Below are 1,995 nucleotides of genomic sequence, written 5' to 3'. Positions count from 1 at the left end.
GAAGGTACCGCGCAGCGGCGGGTTGGGCTGGCGCAAGGCCCGGGAGTGCAGAGGGTGTGGCCAGACGCCCTTTGCTCGGTCGCCGCACGAAAGTGCTGCAACTACCTCAGCAGATGGCGTAATGCCGCTCTGCGCTTAACTGATCGGCATTACGCCATGACGTTTCTATCCCAACCTAAACAACGAAATCGCCTGCTTCAGCGCATTAGCCTGCTGCTGTTGCTGCTGCGCCACTTGCAACGTTTCCGCCACGTGCTGCACGTTATGATGCACGCTGTGATCGATGCTATTGATGCTCTGCTGAATCTGCTCAATGCTCAAATTCTGCTGCTCACTCATCTCCGACAGTTCCGTCACCAGCTGCGATAACCCACTAATACTGCTATGAATCTCGCGCATGGTTTGCGCCGCATGCTCCACCTGCACGGTGCCGTGTTCGGTGCTGGTTGAACTGGCATCCATCAGCTGACGGATTTCGCGCGCCGCACTTTCGCTGCGCATCGCCAGATTACGCACTTCGCTGGCGACCACGGCGAAACCGCGTCCCTGATTACCGGCGCGCGCTGCTTCCACCGACGCGTTCAGCGATAAAATATTGGTCTGAAACGCAATGCCGTCGATCAGCTCCAGAATGATCTTCACCCTTCTCGACTCTTCGCTGATTTTCTCCATCGAGCGAATCGCCGACTGAATGTTCTCTTCACCACGCGTCGCCACCGCGCGGGTTTCACTCGCCAGCTCGCGCGCACTTTGCGCTTTGTCGCGGGTTAAGCTGGCGGCGATGCTGATTTCCGTCATGGCGCTGGCCGCCACTTCCAGCGCCTGCGCCTGTTCATCGGTACGCGTTGAGAGCGCGGCGTTGCGTTCAAGAATGCTGTCGGACTCCGCCAGCAACAGGCCAACGCCGTCGCTTACCTGATGCAAGGTGCCGTGCATGGTGCCGAGCGTAGTGCTGAAGGTGCGCGCGAAAGGGGTTTCACTCTGCTGGGTATCGGCACTCAGCGTGAGATAACCGGCTTGCTGATTGATGTGGGCCGCCAGCTGCGCCACTTCGCTAGCGGAGCGCGCATCCGCAGCCATCTGGCGCGCAATCACCAGCAGCATCGCGGTTTGCACCACCACAAACAGCGCATGGAAAAACACCATGTCCCAGCCCGGATGATGGAACACCACCACGCCGAACAGGTCATTTTCCTGCAGATAATTGAACAACACATGGTGCGTGGCGGCCGCCGCAGCACCCATCAATAACGGGCGCACATCGCGCCACGCCAGCAGCGCTGACATCAACACAAACACCGAGAAGTGATACTCGGTTTCGCCGCCGCCAACCTGAATCAGCAAGCCAGCCCAGCCGATTAACAGCGTGGATAACACCAGCCGTGAAGTGAGCGTGCCGCGCAGTGCGGTACCGAAAAACGTCGCCAGCAGCGCCAACACTAAGCCGGCAATCAGCGCCACCAGCACGCTGTCATTGAGCCAGCCAACGCCAAGAGCGATCGGCAACAGCGCCCAACTGAGGATCACCGCCAGGCTATCCGCGCGCTGAGCGATACGTTTGAGCGAAACCATCTCCACCGGCGAAGCTGCCGGGCCTGACAAGGGCGTTGCGATCATGACATTTTTCCACACCAGAAGTTGATCGTAGAGCCCCAAAATCGTGGGGCAAAGCGCACGGACTCAGTGGTGAAAAATATCGGCGAAGCGGCGAGAAAGTTTAGTTGCGGTAATTAATGATAGCGGGATCTGTGATCGGGCCCTCACCCCAGCAGGCACCGAACGGTCCCCTCTCCCGCTTGCGGGAGAGGGTTAGGGTGAGGGGAAACAGCTACTTAGCCGCAAACTGCGCGTAGTTCTCAGGCGTAATGGTTTGATACGGAATCCAGTTAAACTCCTGCACTTTCTGTTTCTCCAGCAGCGCTTTAGCCACCTGCACCGCGCCGGTCGCCTGCCCTTTTGCATCCTGGAAAATGGTCAGCGTCATTTTGCCGTTCT

1 protein-coding gene and 1 pseudogene are annotated in these 1,995 nt (G+C 58.5%); both read right to left on the bottom strand.

Annotated features, from left to right (window positions below; translation table 11 throughout):
* Positions 1-165: 165 nt before the first annotated feature.
* Positions 166-1,617 carry a methyl-accepting chemotaxis protein gene (locus RTY00_RS24195; RefSeq protein WP_312666661.1) on the bottom strand — a complete coding sequence of 484 codons (1,452 nt, stop codon included), beginning with the start codon at positions 1,615-1,617 and terminating at the stop codon, positions 166-168.
* Positions 1,618-1,828: 211 nt separating this feature from the next.
* A pseudogene (locus RTY00_RS24190) lies at positions 1,829-1,995 on the bottom strand (rhizopine-binding protein); the annotation flags it as partial.

Source organism: Pantoea sp. CTOTU49201 (assembly GCF_032054795.1).
GTDB classification, from domain to species: domain Bacteria; phylum Pseudomonadota; class Gammaproteobacteria; order Enterobacterales; family Enterobacteriaceae; genus Pantoea; species Pantoea symbiotica.
The sequence above is the reverse complement of the archived record's forward strand: the minus strand, read 5'-3'. Positions and strand labels throughout refer to the sequence as shown.